17 protein-coding genes are annotated in these 18,714 nt (G+C 74.3%); 10 read left to right on the top strand and 7 right to left on the bottom strand.

Annotated features, from left to right (window positions below):
• Positions 1-166: 166 nt before the first annotated feature.
• The 3 genes from CLV72_RS20765 to CLV72_RS20755 all read right to left on the bottom strand — a co-directional run bounded on the left by CLV72_RS20765 (position 167) and on the right by CLV72_RS20755 (position 2,672).
• A complete protein-coding gene (locus CLV72_RS20765; protein WP_106249031.1) occupies positions 167-934 on the bottom strand; it encodes an ABC transporter ATP-binding protein in 768 nt (255 codons plus the stop codon).
• An 83-nt stretch (positions 935-1,017) separates the two neighbouring features.
• Positions 1,018-1,902 (bottom strand): ABC transporter permease, encoded by an 885-nt coding sequence (locus CLV72_RS20760; protein WP_106249029.1) that lies wholly within the window; start codon positions 1,900-1,902, stop codon positions 1,018-1,020.
• Entirely contained in the window at positions 1,899-2,672 is a 774-nt protein-coding gene (locus tag CLV72_RS20755) for an ABC transporter permease (protein ID WP_106249027.1), read from the bottom strand. The genes CLV72_RS20760 and CLV72_RS20755 overlap by 4 nt, the downstream gene beginning before the upstream one ends.
• Positions 2,673-3,237: 565 nt before the next feature.
• On the opposite strand from CLV72_RS20755, the gene CLV72_RS20750 reads away from it, so the two are divergent.
• The 4 genes from CLV72_RS20750 to CLV72_RS20735 all read left to right on the top strand — a co-directional run bounded on the left by CLV72_RS20750 (position 3,238) and on the right by CLV72_RS20735 (position 8,301).
• Complete coding sequence (locus CLV72_RS20750) at positions 3,238-6,570, top strand: sensor histidine kinase (RefSeq protein ID WP_170141054.1); 3,333 nt, start codon at positions 3,238-3,240, stop codon at positions 6,568-6,570.
• Positions 6,571-6,699: 129 nt separating this feature from the next.
• Positions 6,700-7,086 (top strand): roadblock/LC7 domain-containing protein, encoded by a 387-nt coding sequence (locus CLV72_RS20745; protein ID WP_106249023.1) that lies wholly within the window; start codon positions 6,700-6,702, stop codon positions 7,084-7,086.
• Positions 7,087-7,262: 176 nt separating this feature from the next.
• The gene (locus CLV72_RS20740; protein ID WP_106249020.1) at positions 7,263-7,715 is read left to right on the top strand and encodes a DUF742 domain-containing protein; all 453 of its coding nucleotides are present in this window, start codon (positions 7,263-7,265) and stop codon (positions 7,713-7,715) included.
• 28 nt (positions 7,716-7,743) lie between these two features.
• Positions 7,744-8,301 carry a GTP-binding protein gene (locus CLV72_RS20735; protein ID WP_106249018.1) on the top strand — a complete coding sequence of 186 codons (558 nt, stop codon included), beginning with the start codon at positions 7,744-7,746 and terminating at the stop codon, positions 8,299-8,301.
• Between the two features lie 72 nt (positions 8,302-8,373).
• Here the strand turns inward: CLV72_RS20735 and CLV72_RS20730 are convergent, their stop codons facing one another.
• The 3 genes from CLV72_RS20730 to CLV72_RS20720 form a co-directional block, all read right to left on the bottom strand.
• A complete protein-coding gene (locus CLV72_RS20730; protein ID WP_106249596.1) occupies positions 8,374-9,558 on the bottom strand; it encodes an acyl-CoA dehydrogenase family protein in 1,185 nt (394 codons plus the stop codon).
• A 5-nt stretch (positions 9,559-9,563) separates the two neighbouring features.
• Positions 9,564-11,627: an acetyl/propionyl/methylcrotonyl-CoA carboxylase subunit alpha gene (locus CLV72_RS20725; RefSeq protein ID WP_106249016.1), complete on the bottom strand. Its 2,064-nt coding sequence runs from the start codon at positions 11,625-11,627 to the stop codon at positions 9,564-9,566.
• A gap of 268 nt (positions 11,628-11,895) precedes the next feature.
• The gene (locus tag CLV72_RS20720) at positions 11,896-13,512 is read right to left on the bottom strand and encodes a carboxyl transferase domain-containing protein (protein WP_106249014.1); all 1,617 of its coding nucleotides are present in this window, start codon (positions 13,510-13,512) and stop codon (positions 11,896-11,898) included.
• 81 nt (positions 13,513-13,593) lie between these two features.
• Here CLV72_RS20720 and CLV72_RS20715 point away from each other — a divergent pair, with 81 nt between their 5' ends.
• From CLV72_RS20715 to CLV72_RS20695, 5 genes are all read left to right on the top strand, one after another.
• A complete protein-coding gene (locus tag CLV72_RS20715) occupies positions 13,594-14,181 on the top strand; it encodes an SACE_7040 family transcriptional regulator (RefSeq protein WP_106249011.1) in 588 nt (195 codons plus the stop codon).
• A 120-nt stretch (positions 14,182-14,301) separates the two neighbouring features.
• Positions 14,302-15,222, top strand: a complete 921-nt coding sequence (locus tag CLV72_RS20710; RefSeq protein ID WP_106249008.1) for a hypothetical protein — start codon at positions 14,302-14,304, stop codon at positions 15,220-15,222.
• A 109-nt stretch (positions 15,223-15,331) separates the two neighbouring features.
• Positions 15,332-15,664 carry an ArsR/SmtB family transcription factor gene (locus CLV72_RS20705; protein ID WP_245930333.1) on the top strand — a complete coding sequence of 111 codons (333 nt, stop codon included), beginning with the start codon at positions 15,332-15,334 and terminating at the stop codon, positions 15,662-15,664.
• 30 nt (positions 15,665-15,694) lie between these two features.
• On the top strand, positions 15,695-16,375 hold the full coding sequence (locus tag CLV72_RS20700) for an NAD(P)H-dependent oxidoreductase (protein ID WP_106249005.1): 681 nt from the start codon (positions 15,695-15,697) through the stop codon (positions 16,373-16,375).
• 62 nt (positions 16,376-16,437) lie between these two features.
• The gene (locus CLV72_RS20695) at positions 16,438-16,884 is read left to right on the top strand and encodes a hypothetical protein (protein ID WP_146159506.1); all 447 of its coding nucleotides are present in this window, start codon (positions 16,438-16,440) and stop codon (positions 16,882-16,884) included.
• Here the strand turns inward: CLV72_RS20695 and CLV72_RS20690 are convergent.
• Positions 16,874-17,161, bottom strand: coding sequence for a metal-sensitive transcriptional regulator (locus tag CLV72_RS20690; protein ID WP_106249000.1), 288 nt, complete (start codon positions 17,159-17,161; stop codon positions 16,874-16,876). The genes CLV72_RS20695 and CLV72_RS20690 overlap by 11 nt on opposite strands.
• 347 nt (positions 17,162-17,508) lie before the next feature.
• On the opposite strand from CLV72_RS20690, the gene CLV72_RS20685 reads away from it, so the two are divergent.
• Positions 17,509-18,693 carry a hypothetical protein gene (locus CLV72_RS20685; protein ID WP_106248997.1) on the top strand — a complete coding sequence of 395 codons (1,185 nt, stop codon included), beginning with the start codon at positions 17,509-17,511 and terminating at the stop codon, positions 18,691-18,693.
• Positions 18,694-18,714 lie beyond the last annotated feature (21 nt).

Here is an 18,714-nt window from a genome sequence, read left to right as displayed (position 1 = left end):
CCGCCTTTGCCGCCCTCCGCAACGGTTTCGCCCACGCACGTGCGCACCCCCCGGTAACCGTGCCGTCACCTGCGAGGATGCCACGCAGTAACCGAATGTCACGGTATTGGCGCGCGTGTCTACCGAAAGTGACAACGGCCGGTCGGGGACGGTGGGCCCGGCAAGATCAGGAGTTGATCTGCTCCCGCACCAACTGGGCGACCTGCGCCCGCAGCGCGACGAACTCCGGGGTGGCGCGGGTGGAGATCTGCTCCCGCGGGCCCTCCAGCACCACCGGAAGGTCCGCGACGATGTGGCCGGGGTTGCGGCCGAGCACCACGACGCGGTCGCCGACGTAAACGCTCTCGTCGATGTCGTGCGTGATGAGCAGGATCGTCATGGTGTGCTCGGTGCGCAGCCGCAGGACCAGGTCCTCCAGGTCCTCGCGGGTCTGCGCGTCCAGCGCGCCGAAGGGCTCGTCCAGCAGCAGCAGCGACGGGGTGTAGGCGAGCGCCCGCGCGATGGAGACGCGCTGCTGCATACCGCCCGACAGCTGCCAGGGGTACTTCTCGCCCGCCCCGGCCAGCCCGACCTCGCCCAGCGCGCGCTCCGACGCCTCCCGCGCCTCGGCCCGGCCGGCGCCCTTGCGGCTCAGCGGCAGCGCGACGTTGTCGCGCACCGACAGCCACGGGTACAGCGAGCGGCTGTAGTCCTGGAAGACCACGGCGAGGTTGTCGGGCACCCCGCTGATGGGGGTGCCGTCCAGCCGCACCTCGCCCTCGGTGGGCTGGATCAGCCCGGCGACGCAGCGCAGCAGGGTGGACTTGCCGCAGCCCGAGGGGCCGACCAGGCTGACGAGCTCGCCCTGGGCGACCTCCAGGTTGATGTCGGCGATGGCCTGGTGGGCGGTGGGGCCGGTGCCGTAGACGTGTCCCAGTTTGACGATTTCCAGCATGGCGTTCCTTCGGGGAAGGGGCGGGCGGGCCAGGGGAGCGGGGGAGGTGCGGGCCGGGGCGCCCCCCGGCCCGCGCGGGCGCGTCAGGAGTTCAGCTGCCTGGCGCCGTGCTGCCAGCCGAGCACCTGCCGCTCGACCAGCGTGAACAGGAGGTTCAGTACGTTGCCGAGCACGCCCAGCACGATGACCGCGCCCCAGACGGCCTGGTAGTCGAAGCCGAACTGGGCGGTCTGCATCAGGTAGCCGATGCCGTTGGTGGCGCCGACCAGCTCGGAGATGACCATCAGGATGAGCGCCATCGCCAGGCTGATCCGCAGCCCGGCGAAGATCTTCGGCGCCGCCGAGGGCAGGATGATCCGGACCAGGCGGCGCGGCGCCGACAGGCCGAAGACCCGCGCGGTGTCCAGGTGCAGCCGGTCCACGCTCCTGGCGCCGTCCATCGTGTTCAGCAGGATCGGCCAGATGATGCCGAAGACGATCGTGGCCAGCTGCATCCGCGGGCCGATGCTGAACAGGATGAGGAAGACCGGCAGCAGCGCGGGCGGCGGGATCGCCCGGAAGAACTGGAGCAGCGGGTCGAGCAGGTCGTGCAGCAGCTCGCTGCGGCCCAGCGCCACGCCGAGCACCACCCCCACCACGGCGGCCAGCGCCCAGCCCAGCAGCAGCCTGCCGATTCCGGGCACGAAGTGGTCCAGCGCCTCCTGGGTGAGGAAGGCCGACGAGGCCGGGCCGGAGAACCACAGCTCGTACATGCGGACCGCGATCTGCGACGGCGGCGGGAAGAAGTGGTCGTCGACGGCGACCGTCACCGCCTCCCACGCCACCAGGACCAGCACCACCAGCCAGGACCGGCTCAGCACCGCCAGGACGGCGCGACCCACCCGGGCCGCCCCGCCGGGGGAGCCGCCCCCGGCCGGGTCGCCGTCCTCGGCCGGAGCCGCCGGCCGGGTCGCCGTACTCGTGCTCATGCGCCCACCTCCGCGCGTGCCGAGTGCCAGCGGAACACACGTCGCTCCATCCGCACCAGCAGGAAGTTGATGAGAATTCCGATCACCCCGGCCCACACGATCGCGCCGAGCAGCAGGTCGGTGTTGATGCCGCCGCTGCGCACCAGCATCGTGTAGAAGCCGATGCCGCCGCCGCGGCCGGCGATTATCTCCGCGCTCACCGTCAGCACCAGCGCGGTGGCCGCCGCCACCCGCACGCCGGTGGCGATGAACGGCGCCGCGCTCGGCAGCGAGACCCGCCACAGCACCGCGAAGGGGTTGAAGCCGAAGCTGCGCAGCGTCTCCTTGGCCACCGGGTCCACATCGCGCAGCGCGTAGACGGTGTTGATGAGGATCGGCCACATCGAGGCGTAGACGATGACCGAGGTCTTCATCTGGAGGGTGTCGGGCAGCAGCATGATCGCCAGCGGGATCAGCGCGACCGAGGGGATCGGCCGCAGGAACTCCACCAGCGGCTGCGTGGCCTTGTCCACCCACGGCAGCGAGCCGATCAGCAGGCCGAGCGGCACCGCCACCGCGATGGCCACCGCCAGGCCGAGCGCCCAGGCGGTGAGGGTGGTGCCGACGTGCCCCAGGAACTCGACGTCGGCGGCGAGCTGCACGGCGCGCAGCAGGACGGTGCTCACCGGGGGGATGTGGTCGGGATCGACCAGGCCGGTCCGGCTCGCCACCTCCGCGAGCACCAGGAAGCCGGCCACGCCGCAGGCCCCGCGGACCAGTCGCCGGTTCATCCGCGCCCCCCGGTGCCGCGGCGGACGGCGGCGCACCGCGCGGCCGGGATCGAGACGATCGGTATCGGTACGGTGTAGGGATTCACCGAACGCTCCCGTTCAAAAACGAAATTCGGGGGATGTCAGGGGATATGCGGCTGGATGGAGCGGAGCGGTCCGGCCGAAGCGTCCGGGGGGACGGCCCGATACGGCTTTTCGGCCGGGCGGCACCTGATCGGGCCGGTGCGGCGACCGGAGTCCGAAGTGTCGCACGACGCCACCGGATCGCCCGCCGCCGTCGGGTCCGCCGCGACGATTCGCTTGCGGACGAGGACTTTTGCCGATGGCGACGGAAGCCTAGCGCAGCGGGTTTGGCCACTCCATGGTGTGTAGGGTGATTTGGGAAACTCCGCGCGCCTTGATCCGCTTGGCGGATTCGGTACGCTTCGCCCTGCTGTGAGAGCTACGCTACCGTGCAGCGATCGAGTGCTGAAGCGAACGACATCAGACCGCGGCGACCCACGGGCCGTGGCTTGAAGAGCGTTGGCGATTCCGGACCCGTTCAGACGAGAGGTTGCGAAGGTCCGTGCCCACACCATCGACCACCGGCCAGAACGAGGCGGCCAAGCGGCCGCCCGTCCCGGCCGTGCTCCCGGGCTTCTCCGCCTCCTCCTCCCAGGACCGGGCGGGTTGGTCGCGTTTCAAGCTGCAGAACTGGCGGGTCCGCTCCAGACTCCTGGCGCTGATCATCATCCCCACCCTGGTCGCGGTCGTGCTCGGGGGCCTTCGCGCGTCCTCCTCGCTGAACGACTTCAACAACTACGACCGGGTCCAGCAGCTCGCCGAGATCGGGCGCACCTCGGTCTGGCTCGCCGACGAACTGGCCCAGGAGCGCAACCTGGTCGTCCAGTACGTCTCCACCTCAGCGAACCCGCAGAACCGCGACGCCGGGGTCCGCGAGGAGCTGACCGCGCAGCAGACCGAGGTGCTGACCGCGGCCAACGAGCTCCAGGTGCAGATCGCCGAGACCGACAACGGCGCGGAGTTCTCCGCGCTGACCCGGCAGAACATGCGGGCCGTCACCAGCTGGCTGAACCAGCTGCCCGCGCTGCGCGCCTACACGGTCGACACCCGGATGCCCGCGCTGCCGGCCACCAACCGCTACTCCGACGTCATCGACAGCGTGCTGGCGCTCACCGAGGACATCGCGCAGACCACCAACGACTCCGAGATCGCGCAGAGCGTCCGGGCGCTGAACGCCCTGGCCCGCGCCCGTGAGCAGCAGGGGCACGAGGGCGCGATCCTGCTGGCCGGCCTCGTCTCCGGCGAGCTGAGCAACAACGAGGTCAACTCGATCGTCGACGCGGTCTCCCAGCACGGCAGCGAGCTGGTCGCCTTCCGCGCCAGCGCCTCCCTGGACCAGCGCGAGCTGTTCGACGACACCGTCACCGGCGGCACCCTGGACCGCGCCGCCACCGTGCGCGAGCGCGTCCTCGGCCTGGTCCGCGACGACCAGCCCTTCCGCAGCGCCTCCGACGTCTCCGGCGTCAGCCAGTGGGTCACCGACATGGCCGAGATCGGCGCCATGTACTACAGCGTCGAGGACCAGCTGGGCGACCAGATCTTCAACCGCGCCCAGACCCTGCGCGGCGAGGCGCAGGCCCGCCTGGCCGTCGAGGCGGCGATCATCGTCGGCCTGCTGGCCCTGGTCCTGGTCGTCACCACCGTCGTGGCCCGCTCCATGGTGCGCCCGCTGCGCCGGCTGCGCTCCGGCGCCCTCGACGTCGCCCAGAAGCGGCTGCCCGACGAGATCCAGGAGCTGCGCCTCAGCGGCGACGCCGCCTCGGTCCCCTCCGTCGAACCGATCGACGTGCACTCCACCGACGAGATCGGCGAGGTGGCGCGCTCCTTCGACGAGGTCCACCAGGTGGCGCTCCGGCTGGCCGGCGACGAGGCCGCGCTGCGCAGCAACGTCAACGCGATGTTCGTGAACCTCTCCCGCCGCAGCCAGACCCTGGTGGAGCGGCAGCTGCGGCTGATCGACGGCCTGGAGCAGGGCGAGGACGACCCCGACCGCCTGGGCAGCCTGTTCAAGCTCGACCACCTCGCCACCCGCATGCGCAGGAACAACGAGAACCTGCTGGTCTTGTCCGGCCACGAGAGCGCGCGCCGCTGGAACACCCCGATCTCGCTGATCGACGTGCTGCGCGCCTCGCTGTCGGAGGTCGAGCAGTACGAGCGCGTCGACGTCACCGCCCAGCCCGGCCTCGCCGTGGCCGGCCGGGTCGTCAACGACCTCGTGCACCTGGTCGCGGAGCTGGTGGAGAACGCCACCGCCTTCTCCTCCCACGACACCCGGGTCGCGGTGTCCGGCCGCACCCTCGCCAACGGCGGCTGCATGCTGGAGGTCAGCGACGAGGGCATCGGCATGGCCGCCGAGGAGCTGGAGGAGGCCAACGAGCGGCTGGCCAACCCGCCCGAGATCGACGTCGCCGTCTCCCGCCGCATGGGCCTGTTCGTGGTCGGCCGCCTGGCCCAGCGCCACCGCGTCCACGTCCAGCTGCGCAGCTCCGCCACCGGCGGCATCAGCGCGCTGGTGCTGGTCCCCGAAGAGCTGCTGGTGCAGGAGCGCGAGAGCGGCTCCAAGCCGCCCTCGGTCATCCCCGACACCTTCGCCGAGGCGACCGCCGCCTTCGCCGCCAGCCCGCCCGTCTCCGACCCCACCGCCCGCGGGCGCGACGGCGGCCAGGCGGCCAGGCAGCCCGAGCGCGAGCTGCCCAGCGCCGAGCGCCCGGCCCTGCCCACCGCCCACACCCCGCCGCCCCCGGCCGCCGAGCCCGCGGCCGAGCCCTTCTCCGCCTTCGGCCCCTCGTCGGCCTTCGGCGGCCCCGACGCCGCGCAGCCCGCCGAGCCGCAGACCGGGGACTCCCCGGTCGAGGACACCGGCACCTGGCTGCGCCGGATGGAGAACGAGCGCGCGCAGCAGGAGACCCCGGCGCCCTGGGAGCTGGCCGCCGCGCAGCGCCGCGCCGAGGAGGACGAGTTCGCGGCGCCCAAGCCGCCCGAGCCCGTCGAGCCCCCGGCCGCCGCTAGCCCCGAGCCCTGGCGGCCCGAGCCCGAGCCCGAACCTCTGCGCGAGCCCGAGCGCCCGGCGGTCCCCGAGTACCGGCACACCGCCGGCTCCACCCGCCAGCCCAGCCGCAACGCGTGGGAGGCGCCGCCCCCCACCGTCGTGCCGCCGCCCCCGTCCTCCCGCGACTCCAGCTCCGACCGGCTGCCGATCTTCGACTCGATCGAGTCCGACTGGTTCAGCCGCCGCACCGTGCAGCCGCCGGTGATGTCGCAGCGCCCCGAGCCGGCCGCCGACAGCACCGACGGCGGCTGGCAGCCGCTGGCCGCCGACCCGGCCGCCTCCACCGAGACGGGCGGCTTCTCCCGGCCGCAGACCGGCGGCTTCACCCGCCCCGAGCGGACCGAGCGGCCGGAGGCACCGGCCCCCGAGCCGCCCGCCGCCGCCCCGCCGGCCCGCCCCGAGCGCCGTCCCCGGGCCCAGGAGCCGGTGGAGCCCCCGCCGGCCTGGCGCCCCTCGCCTGCCGACCAGGGCTGGGAGAAGGCGCGAGTGGCCGCCAAGCCCACCAGCTCCGGCACCACCGACTCCGGCCTGCCCAAGCGGGTGCCCCGGGCCAACCTGGTGCCCGGCGCCGCGCCCACGGTCGCGCCCGTCCAGCCCTCGCTGAGCGCCCGCTCCGCCGAGCGCGTCCGCAGCCGGATCGCCAGCTTCCAGCAGGGCCTGCGCCAGGGCCGCGCCGAGGCCGGCCAGCAGGGCGGTCCGGGCGAGGGCCCGCGCCCCGGTGGCGGCCGACGCGGCCCGCAGTCCGGCAACGGCGACATCACCACGCCCATCAAGAGGGTTCAGTGATGGGGTGGCGCGACGAAACGTCAAACGGTATCCCTACCCTTAGACATTGAACCGGAATAGAGTCACAAATCCCGACACCTGGTGGTCGCAGCCGCTCGACCGCCGGAGACGCAAAGGACAGGTACTGCGATGGGCCAGCCGTTGAATGACTTGAACTGGCTGATCACCAGTTTCGCCGAGCGAGTGCCCGGTGTCGCGCACGCGATCGTGGTCTCCTCCGACGGCCTTCCTCTGGTGGCGTCGACCGGATTCCCCAAGGACCGCGCCGACCAGCTCGCCGCCATCGCCTCCGGTCTGGCCAGCCTCACCCAGGGCGCCGCCCGCGTCTTCGACGGCGGAGCCGTCAACCAGACGGTGGTCGAGATGGAGCACGGCCTGCTGCTGATCATGGCGATCAGCGACGGTTCGTGCCTGGCCGTCCTCGCCATGGCCGACTGCGACATGGGCCTGGTGGCCTACGAGATGACCCTGCTGGTCGATCGTGCGGGCAGGGCGCTCACGCCCTCCGTACGCTAGGTACGGTCACACCCACCAGGAGGCGTCCGATGGCACAGCGCAGCGGCGGAGACTCACGGCCGTCCCGTTACTCTGCCCGCTTCCCGCCCGCGGCCTTCGAGCCGTCGGCGCCCCCGCCCCCATACGCGAACGGTTCACCGTCTTCCCCGACCCGGGCCTTTGACGAGGAGTACGTCATGCCAACGCAGGGCAGAAACGCGGGCTATGATCCGCTCTTCGACCCGCTGCCTCCGGGCGACGGAGCGTCGCAGCGCGGCGCCAGGCCCGAGGAGAACCCCTACGCGGGCGAGGCGCCGAGCTCGCTGGTCCGCCCGTACGCCGTCACCGGCGGACGGACGCGTCCCACCTCGGAGCTCGCCCTGGAAACCCTGGTGTCGTCCTTGGACGCACCACCGGTGACCGGTCCGGCCCAGACCCCCGAGTGGCGCGCCATCAGCGAACTGTGCCGTGAGTGGCGCTCCGTGGCCGAGGTCTCGGCGCTGCTGCGCATCCCGCTGGGGGTGGCCCGGGTCCTCATCGGAGACATGGCGGACCGGCGCCTGGTCCAGGTCCGCCAGCCGGCGCTCGACCAGGGTCGCCCCGACCTCAACCTGCTCGAAAGGGTGCTCAGTGGACTTCGCAAGCTCTAGCCATGCTCCCGATCCCGGGGGCGGCACGATGACTTCGGTGAAGATCGTCGTTGCCGGCGGCTTCGGCGTGGGCAAGACCACATTCGTCGGGTCGGTCTCCGAGATCATGCCGCTGACGACCGAAGCCGTGATGACCAGCGCGAGCGCGGGCGTGGACGACCTCGGCAAGACCCCGGACAAGACCACCACCACCGTGGCGATGGACTTCGGCCGGGTCTCCCTCGACGCCGAGCTGATCCTCTACCTGTTCGGCACCCCCGGCCAGCACCGCTTCTGGTTCATGTGGGACGACCTCGTCAAGGGCGCGATCGGCGCGGTGGTGCTGGTCGACACCCGCCGGCTGGCCGACTGCTTCCCGGCGATCGACTACTTCGAAGAGGCCATGCTGCCCTTCGTGATCGCGGTGAACGGCTTCGACAACCAGTACCCGCACTCCGTCGACGAGGTCAGGGACGCGCTCACCCTCGACCAGCACATCCCCATCATCCAGTGCGACGCCCGCAACCGGGAGTCCACCAAGGCGGCGCTGATCACCCTGGTCCAGCACGCCATGACGGTGAACCGCAGCGCCCACGTGATGCGCTGACCCGTCCGCCCGCCGCGGCGGGCGGACGCCGTCCGGCGGCCCGCCCGCCGGCGGGCCCGGCCGACGGAGCGCTCAGGACGCGCGGGAGCCCTCGGGGCCCACACCCAGCTCCCGCGCGATCAGCATCCGCTGCACCTCGGAGGTTCCCTCGCCGATCTCCAGGATCTTGGCGTCGCGGTAGAAGCGCCCCACCGGGAACTCGTTCATGAAGCCGTAGCCGCCGAAGACCTGGGTGGCGTCCCTGGCGTTGTCCATCGCCGCGTTGGAGGCCACCAGCTTGGCGATGGCCGCCTCCTTCTTGAACGGCAGCCCGGCCAGCATCCGGGCGGCGGCGTCGTAGTAGGCCAGCCGGGCGGTGTGCGCCCGCGCCTCCATATCGGCGATCTTGAACTGGATGGCCTGGTAGCCGCCGATGGCACGGCCGAAGGCGGTCCGCTCGGCGGAGTAGCGCAGGCACTCGTCCACGCAGCCCTGCGCCAGCCCCACCGACAGCGCGGCGATCGCGACGCGGCCCTCGTCCAGGGTGCGCAGGAACTGCGCGTAGCCGCGGCCGCGCTCGCCGAGCAGGTGGTCCGCGGGCACCCGGCAGTCGGCGAAGACCAGTTCATTGGTGTCCGAGGCGCTCCAGCCGACCTTGGAGTACTTCTGGCCGACGGTGAAGCCCGGGGTGCCCGAGGGCACCACGATGGCCGAGATCTCCGGGCGGCCCTCGGGACCGCGGCCGGTCACCGCGGTCACCGTGACCAGCGCAGTGATGTCGGTGCCGGAGTTGGTGATGAACACCTTGGTGCCGTCGATCACCCACTGGCCGCCGTCGAGCCGCGCCGTGGTGCGGGTGGCGCCCGCGTCGGTGCCGCCGCCCGGCTCGGTCAGTCCGAAGGCCCCCAGCCGGGTGCCGGCGCACAGGTCGGGCAGCCAGCGGCCGCGCTGCTCCTCGGTGCCGAAGCGGTAGACCGGCATCGCGCCCAGCGAGACCCCGGCCTCCAGGGTGATCGCCACCGAGGAGTCGACCCGCGCCAGCTCCTCCAGGGCCAGGCAGAGCGCGAAGTAGTCGCCGCCCATCCCGCCGTACTCCTCGGGGAAGGGCAGGCCGAACAGGCCCATCGCGCCCATCTTGGCGACGATGTCGTAGGGGAAGGCGGCGCGCTCGTAGTAGTCGCCGATCACCGGCGCCACCTCGGCGCGGGCGAACTCGCGCACGGCGCGGCGCAGCGACTCGTGCTCGTCGGCCAGGCCGTAGCCGGGTGCGTCGGACATGGTGCTCACTCCTGATCCGCTGGGCCGGCCGGCGCGGCCGGTCCGGGCTCGGGTTCCTCGGGCTCCACCAGGGCCAGCACGGCGTCCAGGGCGACCTGCCGCCCCGGCACGGCGTGCACCTCGGCCAGTACGCCGCCGATCGGCGCGGTGACGGCGTGCTCCATCTTCATCGCCTCCACCACGACCAGGACCTGCCCGGCGGCGACGCGCTCGCCGGGCCGGGCGCGAACCTCCAGCACGGTGCCGGGCATCGGGCTGCGCAGCCGGCCGTCGGCGGCGGCGCCGGGTCCGGCGGCGCGCTCCAGCGGCTCCTGCTCGGCCAGCGGCCAGGCCAGCCCGTCGCGGCCGATCCACAGGGTGGAGCCGTGGTGGGCGCGGGCGTAGCGGGTGGTGGCGCCGTCGGCCTCGACCAGCAGCTCGTCACCCTCGTGGCGGGCGGCGGCGCGGCGCGGGCCGGCGCCCTGCACGGCGGCGCTCGCGCCGGCGGCGCGGCCGGTCAGCTCCACCTCGGCGGTCCGCCCGTCGGCGAGCCGGAAGCGCCACCGGGTGGGGTGCGGCGCGCCGAGGCGCCAGCCGTCGGGGACCGCGAAGCGGTCGGCGGCGCCGGGCGGCGGCTCCAGCGCGAGCTGCCGTTCGAGGGCGGCGGCCAGCAGCACGTCATCAGGCACGGCGGCAGCGTCCTGGCCGCGGGCCCGCGTGCCGGCGAGCCGCCGCTCCACCAGGCCGGTGTCGAGCGCGCCGGCGCGCACGTCGGGGTCGGCCAGCAGGGAGCGCAGGAAGCCGAGGTTGGTGGCCAGGCCGAGCAGCACCGTCTCGGCCAGGGCGGCGTCCAGCCGGCGCAGCGCGGTGGCGCGGTCGGAGCCCCAGGCGACGACCTTGGCCAGCATGGGGTCGTAGTCGCTGGTCACCTGGGCGCCTTCGTCGATGCCCGCGTCGGTGCGCACGTGCGGGGCGTGCGGCTCGCGCCAGCGCAGCACCGGACCGCCCGAGGGCAGGAAGCCGCGGTCGGGGTCCTCGGCGTACAGGCGGGCCTCCACGGCGTGGCCGTGCGGGGCGCGGTCGGCCAGGCCGGGCGGCAGCGGCTCCCCGGCCGCGACGCGCAGCTGCAGCTCGACCAGGTCCAGGCCGGTGACCAGCTCGGTGACGGGGTGCTCGACCTGGAGGCGGGTGTTCATCTCCAGGAAGAAGTACTCGTCCGCGCCACCGCCGCCGGGGACGATGAACTCCACCGTGCCCGCGCCGACGTAGCCGCAGGCGCGGGCGGCCGCCACCGCGTGCGCGCCCATCGCGGCGCGGGCGGCGGCGTCCAGCAGCGGTGAGGGCGCCTCCTCGATGATCTTCTGGTGCCGCCGCTGGAGGCTGCACTCCCGCTCGCCCAGGTGCACCACCTCGCCGTGCGCGTCGGCGAAGACCTGCACCTCGATGTGCCGGGGCCGCTCCAGGTACCGCTCGACCAGCAGGGTGGCGTCGCCGAAGGCGGCCAGCGCGGTGCGGCGGGCGGTGGCGACCGCCCCGTCCAGCTCACCGGGCCCGCGCACGACCTGCATGCCCTTGCCGCCGCCCCCGGCCGAGGGCTTCACCAGCAGCGGGTAGCCGACCTCGGCGGCCCGCTCGGCCAGCGCGGCGCCGTCCAGCGGCCGCCCCGGCTCCTCGGCGAAGCCGGGCAGCACCGGCACCCCGGCGCCGGCGGCGGTGCGCTTGGCGCGCACCTTGTCGCCCATCGCCTCGATCGCGGCGGGCGGCGGTCCGATGAACACCAGGCCGTCCTTGGCGCAGGCGCGGGCGAAGTCGGCGTTCTCGGACAGGAAGCCGTAGCCCGGGTGCACCGCCTGCGCCCCCGAGGCGGCGGCCGCGCGCAGGATCGCCTCGGCGTCCAGATAGCTGCGCGCCGCCGCGGCCGGTCCGATCGCCACGGCCGCGTCCGCCTCGCGGACATGGCGCGCCTGCGCGTCGGCCGCGCTGTACACGGCGACGGAGCGCAGCCCCAGCGCGCGCAGGGTGCGGATCACTCGCACCGCGATCTCGCCCCGGTTGGCGACCAGCACCGTGTCGAAGGGGAAAGAGCTCACGCCCGGACCTCCCGTCCAGCGCTGCGGGCGGCGGCGCGCGGCCCGTCGGCCCCCGGCGCGCCCGGCCGGCCGACGGCGGGCCGGGCACCATACACCCGCACCGGGGCCGCGGCCGCCCCCGCCCGCGATTCGTCCACAGGCCGGCGCGCGCCGGCGCCGCCGTCCACAGCCCCGCGATCGGGGCTCGCCCCGGCGCGCCTCGGCGCGGGATACTGGATGTGGGGTCGCCCCCCTGGGCGGGAGGGGGATGGGGTGTCGGGCATGGGGCTCACATCCGGAAGACGCCGTAGTTGACGGGGTCGAGCGGGGCGTTGGCGGCGGCGGCCAGGCCCAGGGCGAGCACGGTGCGGGTGTCGCGCGGGTCGATGACGCCGTCGTCCCAGAGCCGGGCGGTGGAGTAGTACGGGCTGCCCTGCTGCTCGTACTGTTCCCGGATCGGCGCCTTGAACCGCTCCTCGTCCTCGGCCGACCACTCCTCGCCGCGCGCCTCGACGCCGTCGCGGCGCACGGTGGCCAGCACCGACGCCGCCTGCTCGCCGCCCATCACCGAGATGCGGGCGTTGGGCCACATCCACAGGAAGCGGGGGGAGTAGGCCCGGCCGCACATGCTGTAGTTCCCGGCGCCGAAGGAGCCGCCGATGACCACGGTGAACTTCGGCACCCGCGCGCAGGCCACTGCGGTGACCATCTTCGCGCCGTGCTTGGCGATCCCGGCCGCCTCGTAGTCGGCGCCCACCATGAAGCCGGAGATGTTCTGCAGGAAGACCAGCGGCACCGAGCGGCGGTCGCACAGCTCGATGAAGTGCGCGCCCTTGAGCGCCGACTCCCCGAACAGCACGCCGTTGTTGGCGATGATCCCCACCGGGTGGCCGTGGACGTGCGCGAAGCCGGTGACCAGGGTGGCGCCGTACTCGGCCTTGAACTCGGTGAAGCGGCTGCCGTCGACGATCCGCGCGATCACCTGGCGCACGTCGTAGGGGGTGCGGGTGTCGGCCGGCACGATCCCGTACAGCTCCTCGGGGTCGGCGGCCGGCGGCTCGGCCGCCCGCACCGGCCACGGCGCCTGCGGGCGCGGCCCGAGGGTGGCCACGATCTCGCGCAGGATGCGCAGCGCGTGCGCGTCGTCGTCGGCGAGGTGGTCGACCACCCCAGAGGTGCGGGCGTGCAGCGCGCCGCCGCCCAACTCCTCGGGGCTGACCACGGCGCCCGTCGCCGCCTTCACCAGCGGCGGGCCGCCCAGGAAGATGGTGCCCTGGTTCGCCACGATGACGGTCTCGTCGCTCATCGCGGGCACGTAGGCGCCCCCGGCCGTGCATGAGCCGAGCACGGCCGACAGCTGCGGGATGCCGCGCGCCGACATCGTCGCCTGGTTGTAGAAGATCCGGCCGAAGTGCTCGCGGTCGGGGAAGACCTCGTCCTGGCGGGGCAGGAAGGCGCCGCCGGAGTCCACCAGGTACAGGCAGGGCAGCCGGTTGTGCAGCGCCACCTCCTGCGCCCGCAGGTGCTTCTTGACGGTGAGCGGGTAGTACGTGCCGCCCTTCACGGTGGCGTCGTTGGCGACCACCACGCACTCGCGCCCGGCGACCCGCCCGACCCCCGTGATGATCCCGGCGGCCGGCGCCTCGCCGTCGTAGAGTCCGTACGCGGCCAGCGGCGACAGCTCCAGGAAGGGCGAACCGGGGTCGAGCAGCGCGTCGACGCGCTGCCTGGGCAGCAGCTTGCCCCGCTCGACGTGGCGGCGCCTGGCCCGCTCGGGGCCGCCGAGCGCCGCCGCGGCCAGCCGCTCCCGCAGCTCGGCGGCGAGCGCGGTGTTCGACTCGGCATTGCGCTCGAACCGGTCGCCCCCGGGGTCGAGCGGAGGGTGCGGGAGGGTGGGTGCGCTCATCGCGTGGACCTGCCCGTTCGTTAACGCTCGCTAACAAGGCGAATGTTAGTGCCTGTTAACCAGCTCGTCTACAATCCCCGCATGGGCGACCCTGTGCCGGTCCAGGGGCCGGCGCGCCGCGGCCGGCGGACCGAGATCCTGGAGGCGGCGGCCGTCCTGTTCGCCCAGCGCGGCTTCCACGGCGTGGCGATCGACGACATCGGCCGCGCCATCGGCGTCAGCGGACCCGCGCTCTACCGCCACTTCCGCGGCAAGGAGGCGGTGCTGGCGCAGATGCTGCTGGACATCAGCGAGCGGCTGCGCTCGGAGGGCGAGCGCCGGGTGGCCGCCGCCGAGGGCCCGGAACAGGCCCTCGCCGCGCTGATCGACGGCCACATCGCCTTCGCGCTCGGCCGCCCCGCCCTGATCACGGTGCACGACCGCGAGCTGGGCAACGTTCCCGAGCCCGAGCGCCGCCAGATCCGGCGGCTGCAGCGCCGCTACGTCGAGCAGTGGGTGGCCGTGCTCAGCCGGCTGCGCCCCGAGGCCGGCGAGGCCCGGCTGCGCGCCGCCGTCCACGCCGCCCTCGGGCTGCTGAACTCCACCCCGCACAGCGCCGGCGGCCTGCCCGGCGAGGAGATGCGCGCCATGCTCGCCGCGATGGCCAGGGCCGCCCTGCTGGCCGGGTGAGCGGCCGGGCGGGCGGGCGCCGCGCGCCGTCGCGGCCACAGCCGGACAGCCCCCCGGGGCCGGAGCGCTCCGCCGCTGCGGGAAGAATCAGCACAGCGACGGCCGACGCGAGGAGGAGCCATGAACCCCGGACCGCCCACCGGCGTGCCGCCGGGCTCGGTGCCCACCCAGCCGGGCGCCGCGGCGCACCGCGTGTTCCGCGCGCCCGGGTCGGCCGTGGTGATGATCGGCGTCGTGCTGGTGGTGGTGAGCCTGTTCCTGCCCTACCTGGGCGGGCAGTACCCGGACCAGGCCGCCTGGGGGCCGTTCGGGCGCGGCAGCGGCGACCTCGTCACCGTGCTGGCGCTGCTCGCGCTCTGCCTGACCGGTCCGCTGCTCGCCTACACCGCCCGCCGCGACGGCTTCGCGGGCTGGTCCCTGATCGGCGGGCTGCCGCTGCTCGTCCTCCCGTGGCTGGGCCACGCCCCGTTCCTGTGGGTCCAGGTGGTGAACGGAGGCGAGACCACCGCCTTCGGCCCGGGCTTCGTGCTGCACGGCTTCGGCGCGCTGGTCATCGTGCTGGGAGCCGCCGCGGCGGTCGTGACGCCCCGGTCGCCCCGGTGGCGGCCGCCCGGTGCCTGGGCCGCGCTGCTCGCGGTGGTCGCCACGGCGGTGGCCGCCCTGGGCACCGCGCTGCTGATGACCTCCGTGCTGCTGCCGTCGGCGGCGGTGTCGAGCACCGAGGCGCTGCCCGACGACCTCTCGGCGGGCGGCATCGTGCTCCTCGCGCTCCAGCCGGTCCTGCTGTCGGCCCAGTCCGCCCTCACCGTGTTCTGGGCGGCGCTGGCGGCGCTGAGCCGCCGGCTGTGGCTGGTGCTGCCCGCGATCCCGTTCGCGCTGGCCACCGCCGTGCTGTGCTGGTACGGCGCGCGGTACGGCAGCGCCACGGACGGCACGGTCGTGGGCCAGGCCCTCACCTACGCCGGCACCCTGTTCACCGTCGCCGGCCCGCTGACCGGCGTCCTCGCCGCCATCGTCGGCCGCTGGCACCGGAAGGGCTGACCCGTCCCGGGCGGTGCGGATGCGACGCCGGAGGCGCTCGGCCGCGGCGGCCCCCCGCCCCTGCATCGAGATATCGTGATGTGTCGGAACCTGGCGAGAGGGGTGGCTGGTGGCCGCGACGGCAGCACCGGGGCCGGATGACCTGATCGAGGTGTTCAAGGCTCTCGGCAACCCCGCCCGTCTGCAGATCATGCGGTGGCTGAAGGACCCCGACGCGCACTTCGGCGCGTACGAGCCGATCGCGGACCGGCAGTCGGTCGGTGTGTGCGTCACCCACATCCAGGCGAAGTCCGGACTCGCCCAGTCGACCGTCTCCAGCTACCTGGCCACGCTCGAACGGGCGGGCCTCGTGCGCCCCACCCGGGTGGGCAAGTGGACCCACTACCGACGCGACGAAGAGCGGCTGGCGCAGGTGGCGCAGGTGATCGGCACCACTCTCTAATTGTTGGATCGCGATATGTCGATATGATCCATGTCGACCCCCGATACCGCCCCCACCGCTCTGATCGTCCACGCCCACCTGGAGCCGCACTCGTTCAGCGCCGCCCAGATGGCCGCCGCCGCCCAGGCCCTGCGCGACGCCGGGTACCGGGTCGACGTGCTGGACCTCTACACGGAGGGATGGGCCCCGGTCCTCGACCGCGACGAGTTCGGACCGCTGGACGGCCCCTTCAAGCCGCAGGCCGAGCAGCTCCGCGCGGCGGGGGACGGGACGCTCGACGCGGCCGTCAGAGCCCATCTCGATCGGCTGCTCGCCGCCGACCTGCTCGTGCTGTCGTTCCCGATGTGGTGGTTCTCGCTGCCCGCCATCCTCAAGGGATGGGTCGACCGGGTCTTCGTGATGGGTGGGGTCTTCGGCGGGGACCACGGACTGTTCGACGAGGCGGCGCTGGCCGGGAGGCGGGCGATGCTGCTGGTCACCACCGGCGGGTCCAGCGAGTCGTTCCGGCCCGGCGGCGCCTTCGGGCCGATGGCCGAGTTCCTGTTCCACATCCACCGCGGCATGCTGGAGTTCGTCGGCTACCAGGTCCTGGACCCCGTGGTCACCTATGGGCCGGCCCGGATGACCGCTCCGGAGAGGGCGAGCGCGCTGGACGCGGTCAGGCGGGCCGTCGCACTCGTCGCGGCGGACCCGGAGCTCACCGCTCGCTGAACCCGGCGCCGATGAGCCCGCCTCCGGCCGTCCCGGGATGTGCGGCACCTAGGCTGTGTCGTGTGGTGCGGAACGGGATGTCGCGGGCGCGCGGGAGTGCCGCCCTGGTGCTGGCCGGGGCGGTGCTGACGCTGGCCGGCCTGCCGCTGGCCGACGCCGAGGCGCACGCCTACCGGCCGGAGGGCATGGCGTGGGTGGCCGCCGGCGGGTGGCCGCTGTCGGCGGGGGAGTGGGCCGCCGGGTTGGCGGCGGTGGCGGCGCTCGCGGCCTTCCCGGTGCTGGCGCTGGCGCTGCGCCGCCCGAGGCTGACCGGATACGCGCTCGTCCCGGGCGCGCTCGTGCTGCTGCTCGTACTGCTCTACCTGGCGGACCTGGAGTACACCCCGGCCTACGCGGCCTGGCGCCTCGGACCCGGCCTGTACGCGCAGCTGGCGGGGGCGGGCTGCGCGCTGGCGGGCGCGGCCTGGGCCCTGGCCGGGCCGCGCCGGACCGCGGGCGTCAGGATTTGACCAGGCGGGCGATGGCGGCGGACGCCTCCTGCACCTTGGCCTCGGCCTCGGCGCCGCCGCCGGCCATGGCGTCGGCGACGCAGTGCTTGAGGTGCTCGTCGAGCAGGCCGAGGGCGACCGCCTGGAGGGCCTTGGTGGCGGCGGAGACCTGGGTGAGGATGTCGATGCAGTAGGCGTCCTCGTCGACCATGCGCTGCAGGCCGCGGATCTGGCCTTCGACGCGCCGCAGCCGCGCGAGGTGCTGCTGCTTGTTGTCGTGGTATCCGTACGTCGCCACTCGCTCGCTCCCTCGGTCCGGCTCCTCCGCACTACAATACCCCCACCAGGTATATTCCCGGACCGGTCGGACGGATGGCCGTCACCTCCGAGCGGCGATAACGCGACCAGGTCGTTATTGGCCGGTGCGGGGCTTGACGTGGACCGGTCCGGTTAGACTATGGCTGCCGCACGCAACGTGGCGTGACGGTCCGATCGTCCTCCGTGATGACCCGCGGCGCCGTCCGGCACGTCGACGGCGACGGGTCACGCGGCCACCCGTCACACCGACCGCCGCTGCCGCGCTCGCGGTCCGGCGCCTCCCGGACGGCTCCGTCCCGCCGCTCCGACCGTTCGACCCCGAGGTGGATGGTGCCGTTCTCCCCGCTGAACCGCATCGCGCGCCGCTCACGCGGCGTGCGGGCCGCGCTCGCGGTCGCGCTCGCGGTCGCCGGGGCAGCGCTGCCGGCACCGCTCGCCGCCGCGGTCACACCCGCGTCCGGCGAGCCCTCCGCCCGCGCCGTCCCGGTCACCCTGGAGTTCCCGGCGGGCGCCATCGCCACCGCGCCGAGCACCGCGAGCCTGGCCGAGCTGGCCGCCACCGCCCCCGGCGAGCACGCCGCGGGCGGTCCCGGCGCCGCCGCCCCCTCCGTCCCAGAGCCGATCGGCCGCTTCGCCGACACCACCGCCGCGCAGGGCTCGATCTCCTGGCCCGAGGACGAGCCGCCCCGCATCACCGCGCGCACCGGCGCCGAGCTCCTCGAACTGCGGCTGGGCGAGGTGTTCGGCGCCGCGGCCGAGGCGCCGTCGGAGCTGGTGCGCGGCCTGGTGGGCGCGGGCGGCACCGACACCGCCGTGCCCGCCGAACCGCGCAGCATCCGGGTGGAGGGCCTGCGGTCCATGGCCGCGTGCCGGGGCGGCGAGCCCCCCGGGCAGGAGGGCGTGCTGCCCGGCGTCCGCACCGCCGAGGCGGAGGTTTCCGCCGAGCACATCAGCGTCTTCGGGCAGGCGGTCGAGGTCGGCGACACCGCGTACTGGGAGCTGCCCGCCGAAGTGCCGGTGCTGCCCCGCGCGGGCCGCGCCACCGCCACGGTGGAGTTCGAGGCGCAGGTGCGCGAGGTGCGCGAGACGGCCGGCGCCACCGCGCGGGCGCTCATCGACATCACCCTCGCCGGGCGCGCCTACGACGGCGCGGGCGAGCTGCTGGGCAGCGCCCCGATCCTGCGGCTGGTGCTGGGCGAGGTCGCCGTCGACTGCGGCGAGCCGGCGCCGGCCGCCGCCGACGCCCCCGCCACCACGGCCCCGCCCGAGCCCGCCGTACCCGCGCCGAGCCCGGCCCCGTCCAGCCGGGAGCCCGCGCCGCCCTCCTCGCCGCCGCCCGCCGCCGCGCCCGCCGAGCCCGCCGGGGAGCTTTCGGTCACCGGGGTGGAGGTGGCCGGGCTGATCGCGCTGGCCGCCACCCTGGTCGTCGGCGGGGCCACCGCCATGGTGCTGGCGCGGAGGCGCGCCGCGCCCGACGGCGCCGAGGAGACCGGGGCCGAACCGGTGCCCTGAGCGGCCGGGGTCCACCCGTCC

It is taken from the genome of Allonocardiopsis opalescens (assembly GCF_003002095.1).
Classification (GTDB): domain Bacteria; phylum Actinomycetota; class Actinomycetes; order Streptosporangiales; family Streptosporangiaceae; genus Allonocardiopsis; species Allonocardiopsis opalescens.
The sequence above is the reverse complement of the archived record's forward strand: the minus strand, read 5'-3'. Positions and strand labels throughout refer to the sequence as shown.

Coding starts and splice junctions, on each gene's coding strand:
- CLV72_RS20765 (WP_106249031.1), bottom strand. CDS start 934: ATGCTGGAAATCGTCAAACTGGGACACGTCTACGGCACCGGCCCCACC.
- CLV72_RS20760 (WP_106249029.1), bottom strand. CDS start 1,902: ATGAGCACGAGTACGGCGACCCGGCCGGCGGCTCCGGCCGAGGACGGC.
- CLV72_RS20755 (WP_106249027.1), bottom strand. CDS start 2,672: ATGAACCGGCGACTGGTCCGCGGGGCCTGCGGCGTGGCCGGCTTCCTG.
- CLV72_RS20745 (WP_106249023.1), top strand. CDS start 6,700: ATGGGCCAGCCGTTGAATGACTTGAACTGGCTGATCACCAGTTTCGCC.
- CLV72_RS20740 (WP_106249020.1), top strand. CDS start 7,263: ATGCCAACGCAGGGCAGAAACGCGGGCTATGATCCGCTCTTCGACCCG.
- CLV72_RS20735 (WP_106249018.1), top strand. CDS start 7,744: ATGACTTCGGTGAAGATCGTCGTTGCCGGCGGCTTCGGCGTGGGCAAG.
- CLV72_RS20730 (WP_106249596.1), bottom strand. CDS start 9,558: ATGTCCGACGCACCCGGCTACGGCCTGGCCGACGAGCACGAGTCGCTG.
- CLV72_RS20720 (WP_106249014.1), bottom strand. CDS start 13,512: ATGAGCGCACCCACCCTCCCGCACCCTCCGCTCGACCCCGGGGGCGAC.
- CLV72_RS20715 (WP_106249011.1), top strand. CDS start 13,594: ATGGGCGACCCTGTGCCGGTCCAGGGGCCGGCGCGCCGCGGCCGGCGG.
- CLV72_RS20710 (WP_106249008.1), top strand. CDS start 14,302: ATGAACCCCGGACCGCCCACCGGCGTGCCGCCGGGCTCGGTGCCCACC.
- CLV72_RS20700 (WP_106249005.1), top strand. CDS start 15,695: ATGTCGACCCCCGATACCGCCCCCACCGCTCTGATCGTCCACGCCCAC.
- CLV72_RS20685 (WP_106248997.1), top strand. CDS start 17,509: ATGGTGCCGTTCTCCCCGCTGAACCGCATCGCGCGCCGCTCACGCGGC.